Annotated in this window: 8 protein-coding genes and 2 pseudogenes; 2 read left to right on the top strand and 8 right to left on the bottom strand. The window is 69.3% G+C overall.

The features are described from left to right. Both GGG17_RS15020 and GGG17_RS15015 read left to right on the top strand, forming a co-directional pair. Nucleotides 1–128, top strand: a pseudogene (locus GGG17_RS15020) (transposase); the annotation flags it as partial. A gap of 99 nt (nt 129–227) precedes the next feature. Continuing rightward, nucleotides 228–428 carry a hypothetical protein gene (locus GGG17_RS15015; protein ID WP_029212094.1) on the top strand — a complete coding sequence of 67 codons (201 nt, stop codon included), beginning with the start codon at nt 228–230 and terminating at the stop codon, nt 426–428. Nucleotides 429–479: 51 nt separating this feature from the next. On the opposite strand, the gene GGG17_RS15010 is transcribed toward GGG17_RS15015, so the two are convergent. The 8 genes and pseudogenes from GGG17_RS15010 to GGG17_RS14975 all read right to left on the bottom strand — a co-directional run. Beyond that, complete coding sequence (locus GGG17_RS15010) at nt 480–1112, bottom strand: vitamin K epoxide reductase family protein (protein ID WP_029212093.1); 633 nt, start codon at nt 1110–1112, stop codon at nt 480–482. Then, a complete protein-coding gene (locus tag GGG17_RS15005) occupies nt 1105–1782 on the bottom strand; it encodes a DsbA family protein (RefSeq protein ID WP_311966737.1) in 678 nt (225 codons plus the stop codon). Before GGG17_RS15005 ends, GGG17_RS15010 begins: the two co-directional genes overlap by 8 nt. A gap of 96 nt (nt 1783–1878) precedes the next feature. Further along, nucleotides 1879–2226 (bottom strand): DUF3703 domain-containing protein, encoded by a 348-nt coding sequence (locus GGG17_RS15000; protein ID WP_240483987.1) that lies wholly within the window; start codon nt 2224–2226, stop codon nt 1879–1881. Next, nucleotides 2223–3017, bottom strand: coding sequence for a cation diffusion facilitator family transporter (locus GGG17_RS14995; protein ID WP_311966736.1), 795 nt, complete (start codon nt 3015–3017; stop codon nt 2223–2225). The genes GGG17_RS15000 and GGG17_RS14995 overlap by 4 nt, the downstream gene beginning before the upstream one ends. Then, on the bottom strand, nt 3014–3913 hold the full coding sequence (locus GGG17_RS14990; RefSeq protein ID WP_029212089.1) for a cation diffusion facilitator family transporter: 900 nt from the start codon (nt 3911–3913) through the stop codon (nt 3014–3016). The genes GGG17_RS14995 and GGG17_RS14990 overlap by 4 nt, the downstream gene beginning before the upstream one ends. Continuing rightward, a complete protein-coding gene (locus GGG17_RS14985) occupies nt 3910–4308 on the bottom strand; it encodes an ArsR/SmtB family transcription factor (RefSeq protein ID WP_154594515.1) in 399 nt (132 codons plus the stop codon). Before GGG17_RS14985 ends, GGG17_RS14990 begins: the two co-directional genes overlap by 4 nt. A 97-nt stretch (nt 4309–4405) precedes the next feature. Further along, nucleotides 4406–5221, bottom strand: a complete 816-nt coding sequence (gene istB, locus GGG17_RS14980) for an IS21-like element helper ATPase IstB (protein WP_154594513.1) — start codon at nt 5219–5221, stop codon at nt 4406–4408. Next, nucleotides 5221–5901, bottom strand: a pseudogene (locus GGG17_RS14975) (Mu transposase domain-containing protein); the annotation flags it as partial. The gene istB and the pseudogene GGG17_RS14975, both read right to left, overlap by 1 nt. Nucleotides 5902–6021: the final 120 nt, after the last annotated feature.

Here is a 6021-nt window from a genome sequence, read left to right as displayed (position 1 = left end):
CCATCGGCGCGTTCCGCACCCGCCGCCTGGATCACGCCCGGTTTCCCTACGTCTATCTGGACGCGACCTATCTGCACGTGCGCACCGAGGCCGCCATGGTGGTCTCCAAAGCCGTCGTGGTCGCCACTGACTATGTCAACTCGAAGTGGCCCCATGGTGACGGCTTGATCTGGCCCCGGCCGGTGGTGGTACGGGCGTGATGGCTTGTCACGCCCTCGGACTGGGGGGTGCCGTTCATCCTCGCGGCGGCCGGGATCGAACGCTTCGCACGCGTGTCGGGTTGGGTGCGCGACCGCCATCGCCTCGTCCAGTTCGTCGGGGGCGGGCTGCTCGTCGTCGTGGGCGTGCTGCTACCCACCGGTGTCTGGGAAGACCTCACCCGATGGCTCCAGGCCGAGCTCGTGTCGGGCTTCCAGGTGCCGATCTGAGGCATCTGGCGACCATGGCGGTCGGATCGCGACCAAGGCCGCGAGCAGCGTTCAGCTGCCGAGCGTCACCCAGTAGTCCCAGAACCGGACAGCGATGAGTGCGGCGATGACCACGAGCCATACCGTGATCACGCTGGGACTGTAGGACGCGACCTGCCGAAGGCGCGCCGGGAACGGAATCCGACCGGTTCTGACGTTCTGGGCGGTGGTCGTGACGAACGCGGTGATGGCCGCGACCCAGACGATCATGCAGTAGGGGCACAGGGCGCCGATGCGGTACAGGCTCTGGAGGATCAGCCAGTGCACGAACACGACCCCGAGGGTGGTGCCGGCCTGGATGCCCCACCAGAACCATCCCGGCAGTGCCGCCCGGGTGAGCAGGACCACGCCGATGGTCAGCAGGGCCGTGAACCCGGCGACGCCGAGGATGGGGTTGGGGAACCCGAACGCGGCGGCCTGGTCGGTGTTCATGACCGACCCGCAGGACAGCACCGGGTTGATGCTGCAGGAGGGCACGTAGGCCGGGTCCGTGAGCAGGGCGATCTTCTCGAGGAGCAGGACGAACGCGGCGACCAAGCCGACCACGCTGGCGAGCGTCAGGACCCAAGCCGTGCCCCGACCCACGATTCGGTCCTGCTGGGTCGTTGCTGGTGCGTCTGCTCGGCCTGGTGCCGGTTCAGCCATTGAGGGCGGCGTCGATCTGGTCGCGGAAGTCCTGGACCGAGGACGGCTGCAGCTTCTTGCCGTTGAGGAAGAACGTGGGGGTGCCTTCCACGCCGAGGTCGAGGCCGTCCTGCCGGTCCCGTTCCACCCGCTCCTGGGTGGCCTTGGCGGCGACGGCCTTGTCGTAGGCGGCCATGTCCAAACCGAGTTCTTGGGCGAACCCGCGGAACAGGGACGCCTTGGAGTCCTGCTGCTCACCCCACGTCTCCTGCGTGTCGTACATGCGCTTGTACATGTCCTCGAACTTGCCCTGCTGGGCAGCGGCCTCAACAGCCAGAGCGGAGTTGACTGCGTTGGCGTGGCTGGGGATCGGGAAGTAACGCACGACGAAGTCGACCTTGCCGGCGTACGTGGTGCGCAGCTCCTCCACGACGGGGTAGGTCGCACGGCAGGACTCGCACTCGAAGTCGAGGAACTCGACCAGCGTCACCTTGCCCGTCCCTGCGGCTCCGAGCCGGTGGCTGTCGTCGCGCACCAGCTTGCCCGTCCCCGCCCCGGCTCCGGTGGCCGCACCGGCGGCGTCGGCGGGGTCGGCCTTCTTGGGTGACAGTGCCAGGGCTCCAGCGATGAAGGCCACGAGCAGGGCGACGACGGCGGCGGAGACGAGGGCGTTGCGTTTCACGGGTGTCACAGGGGTCAGCTCCAGGTAAGTCAGGAAGGGCAGGGGGCTCGTGGGGCGAACGGGTCGGGGGCCCGGTCAGGTTCCCCGGGGTGGGAGGAAGCCGCGTCAGCGGTGGGTGAGGAGTTCGGCGAGATCTTGCGGGACGGGCATCGGCTGGGTCAGCGGGACGGTGGCGCGGCCGGTGTTGCCCTCGGGGTAGCGCCCGAGCGCGGATCCGGGTGCGGCGACTAGCAGCCGCAGGACCTGCCCGGCGGCTTCGCGGCGGTCGTGCTCGCTCCACGCCAGAGCGAACATGACCGCGTGGGCGCGGGTGTGCGGCCAGGCCCAGGGTTGGGACAGGATGTGCGCCCGTTCCAGCGCCGCCCACCGTTGCCCGCTCGTGGTGGCCGTGCGGGCGTGGCGCAGCTCGGCGTCGAACGCCGCACGGATCTGGGCTGGCATGCGGCGGCTCACGAGTGGTCCTCGCGCCGGGCGAGGGTCACGGGGGTGGGTGCCGCCTGTCGGTCCGCTGCCTGGTCGACGCCGCTCGTCGAGGTGGTGCAGCAGTCATCCGCGGCGCATTGCGAGGCTGAGGTCGTGGTGTCGGTGTCAGCACCGGCCCCCATGGCAGAGAGCGCCGCCGGGGCGCAGCAGTCGTCACCCTGCCAGTTCTGCCAGCCCTCGCGGGCCGCGACGGCCGCGATGACCAGGGCAGCGAGCGGGTCGGCCCAGAACCAGCCGAGGGTGGCGTTGAGCACCAGGCCGACCAGCAGCACCGCGGACAGGTAGGTGCACAGCAGGGTCTGGGTGCCGTCGCCCTCGACAGCGGCCGAGCCAAGCTCGCGACCGGTGCGGCGCTGCCACACGCTGAGGAAGGGCATCACCGCCAGGGAGGCGAGGGCCAGGCCGATCCCGACGGGGCTGGAGTCAGGGCGGGCGCCGGTGATCAGGGCGTGCCCGGCCTCGACGGTGAGGTAGGCGGCCAGGGCGAAGAACGAGATGGCGATGAGGCGCTGCGCCGCGCGTTCCCGGCTCTCTGGCAGGCGGTGGCGGAACTGCCACAGGATCACCAGCCCGGAGGACACCTCGACCAGGGAGTCCAGGCCGAACCCGACCAGCGCGGAGGAGCCGGCGATATTCCCGGCGGTGATCGCGATGACGGCCTCGACGGTGTTGTAGGCAACGGAGGCAGCGGCGAGCAGCTGGGCGCGGCGCATCAGGGTCGCGCGCCGTTCGGGGGTGGTCAGGGCGGTCCATGTGGTCACCAGGTGACCTCCTTGCATCCGGTGTGGGTGTTGGGTTCGACCTGGAGGGTGGCGTGCTCGACGCCGAAGCTGGTGAGCATGACCGTTCGGGCGCTGTCCAGGACGGCGTGCGCGTCCGCGCCCTCACTGGTCATCAGGTGGGCGGTGGCCACGTTCATCCCCGAGGTGAGGGTCCACACGTGCAGGTCATGCACGTTGCTCACACCCGGGACGGCTGCCAAGGCGGCTTCGACGTCGTCCGGTGCCATGTCCGCGGGCGCGTGCTGCCCCAGGACCGTGAGGACCTCCCGGCCCAGGATGATCGCGCGGACGGCGACGAAGATGGCGATGGCCAAGGCGATGCCGGTGTCCCACCACGCGTTTCCGGTCGCGGCCACCATGACCCCGGCGACGATGACGCCAACAGAGCCGACGGTGTCGGCGACGACCTCGAGGTAGGCGCCCTTGACGTTCAGGCTGTCGCTGGCCCCGCCGCGCAACAGCAGCAGGGCGATGATGTTGACCACCAGGCCGATGCCGCCGACGATCAGCATCGGCCCCGAGGCGATCTCCGCCGTGGCGCCGATGCGCCCGATGGCCTCCACCGCGATGTAGACCGAGACCCCGAGCATCAACAGGACAGCCAGGCCGGAGGCGAACACCTCGGCACGGTAGGACCCGAACGTGCGACGACCGGTGCTGTCCGGGCGAGAGGCGATCCGGGTGGCCACCAACGCCGCACCGAGCGCGACCACGTCGGCGGCCATGTGCCCGGCATCGGAGAGCAGCGCCAATGACCCTGACAGCAGACCTGCCACCAGCTCGACGACGAAGTAGCCGGCGACGAGGATGAACGCCAACCGCAGCCGCCACCGATGCGCCCCGCCCGCGCTTCCGTGGCCGTGTCCGTCGCTCACCGGATCGCCTGGGCTGACGCGATGCCGGCTGCTTGGTCGTGGGCGATGTGCTCCCTGGTCAGGTCCAGCAGCATCCGCACGTGGGCGTCCGCGAGCCGGTAGAACACCAACCTGCCCTGCCGGCGACCGGTCACCACCGCGGAGGCGCGCAGCATCCGCAACGACTGCGACACCGTCACCTCCTGCACACCGGTCGCGGCGGCCAGGTCGCACACGCACAGCTCACCGGCCTCGAGAAGCGCGAACAGCAACCGCGCCCGGGTCGGGTCGCCGAGGAGCTTGAACATGCTCGCCGCCCGCGCCAGCTCATCTGCCGGGAGCGTGGCATCCAGCACGAGCTGGACCTTCTCCGGGTGAACGCAGTGGACCGAACAGCCATCCAACCCAACAACCATGTCATCTGAGCGCATGATCAGATAATAGGGAATGAGCCGCCTGGGTCAAGTCCGCGAGGAGAAGCATCGAGCGATGCCCGCCCATAGAGCCGCACGGTCATACGACAACGTTGGCCCGGGCGTGGGCGAGCCGGTAGGAGTGGGTGCCGGTTTCGATGATGGTGCCGTTGTAGGTGAGCCGGTCCACGATCGCGGCGCACAGGCGGGGGTCGGTGAAGGTGTCGGTCCACCCGGAGAACGACTGGTTCGAGGCGATCGCGATGGAGTTCTTCTCTTCGCGTTCGGTGAGGACCTGGAAGAGAAGTTCGGCGCCGCGGCGGTCGAGTTCCATGTAGCCGAGCTCGTCGATCATGAGCAGGTCGACCCGGCCATAGCGGGCGATGGTCTTGGCGAGCTGTTTGTCGTCGACGGCTTCGACGAGCTCGTTCACGAGCTTGGTGGCCAGTGTGTACCGAACCCGGTACCCCTGCTCGGCGGCCGCCGTCCCCAGGGCGATGAGCAAGTGGGACTTGCCGGTGCCGGAGTCCCCGATCAGGCACAGCGGGTCGCCTCGGCGGATCCAGTCGCCCTTGCCGAGTTCGTGCACGGTCGCGGGGTTGATCGCGGTGTTGGCGTCGAAGTCGAAGTCCCCGAGCCACTTGTCCCGCGGGAACCCGGCCGCCTTGACCCGGCGCACCGACGAGCGTCGGTCCCGGTCGTCGACCTCGGCCAGCAGCAGCTCGGCCAGGAAGCCTTGGTAGGTCAGCTGCTCCTTCTTCGCCACCGACAGGGCCTCGTCGACCAGGGCCCGGATCGTGGGTAACCGAAGTCGGCGGCAGGCCTGGTCGACCGCGGCGATCGCGGCCTCTTCGGTCATCCCACGCCGGCGGCGCAACGTTGGACTGACCGGGGTGGCCACCGGTGTCGGGCTCATCAGCTGGTGCTCGCTTTCACATCAGGGGTGGGAGGGGTGGTGGTGCGTCGTCGTGGGAGCAGTTCGTCGTAGGCGACCACGGACGGGATCGGCCGGGTATCGGGTGGGAGACCGGCGATCACTGCGGCAGGGTCGGTCAGGCGGCGTTGGGTCAGACTGACAACGCGTTGCTCGCGCGTATCGCCTCGAGCAACGTGATGACGGTCAGAGCTGGCCCCACCCGTCGCCGTGGTGGTGTCGGGGGTGTGTCGGCGGGCTTCGACCGCGACGACGTCCGCGGACACCGCGCCCACGGTCAGGGCGGCGGCGATCCCGGCGGTGACCTGCTCGGCTGTGAGGGAGCGGTGGAGCAGCAGGACGTCGACGAGCTCACGCGTGCCGTCAGCGTCGCCGTTGACCTTCCGGCTGGCCGCCCAGAACGCCTCATGCGCCGAGGTGAACACCCCTGCAGCGCGGGCTTGCGCCAGAGCAGTAGATCCGGGAAGGGCGCCGGGCTTGAACCGCAACACCTCTAGGTAGTGATCCAGGACGACCCGGCTGGTGCCCCGGGCCACGACCCGTGGGTGCATAGCCACCACGGTGCGGCCCTCGAACACGACCACCTCGGTCGCGCGCAGGCTGACGCGCACGCGGCGACCGATCAGGTGCGCCGGGACGGAGTACTTCACCATCCGGATAGAGCCCCGTTGAGTGGTGGGCTTTGAGGTGATGCTCGTTGCCTACCGGTCGCTCTTTTCGAGGGCGACGGTCTCAGTATCGCGGGTTGGGTAGAGCTTGGCCATGGAGCCTTCGGAGAGGTA

Origin of the sequence: Arsenicicoccus cauae (assembly GCF_009707125.1) — a bacterium.
In the GTDB taxonomy this organism is placed as follows: Bacteria; Actinomycetota; Actinomycetes; order Actinomycetales; family Dermatophilaceae; genus Arsenicicoccus; species Arsenicicoccus cauae.
Note: the sequence above shows the minus strand (reverse complement) of the source record. Positions and strands in the feature narration are given on the sequence as shown.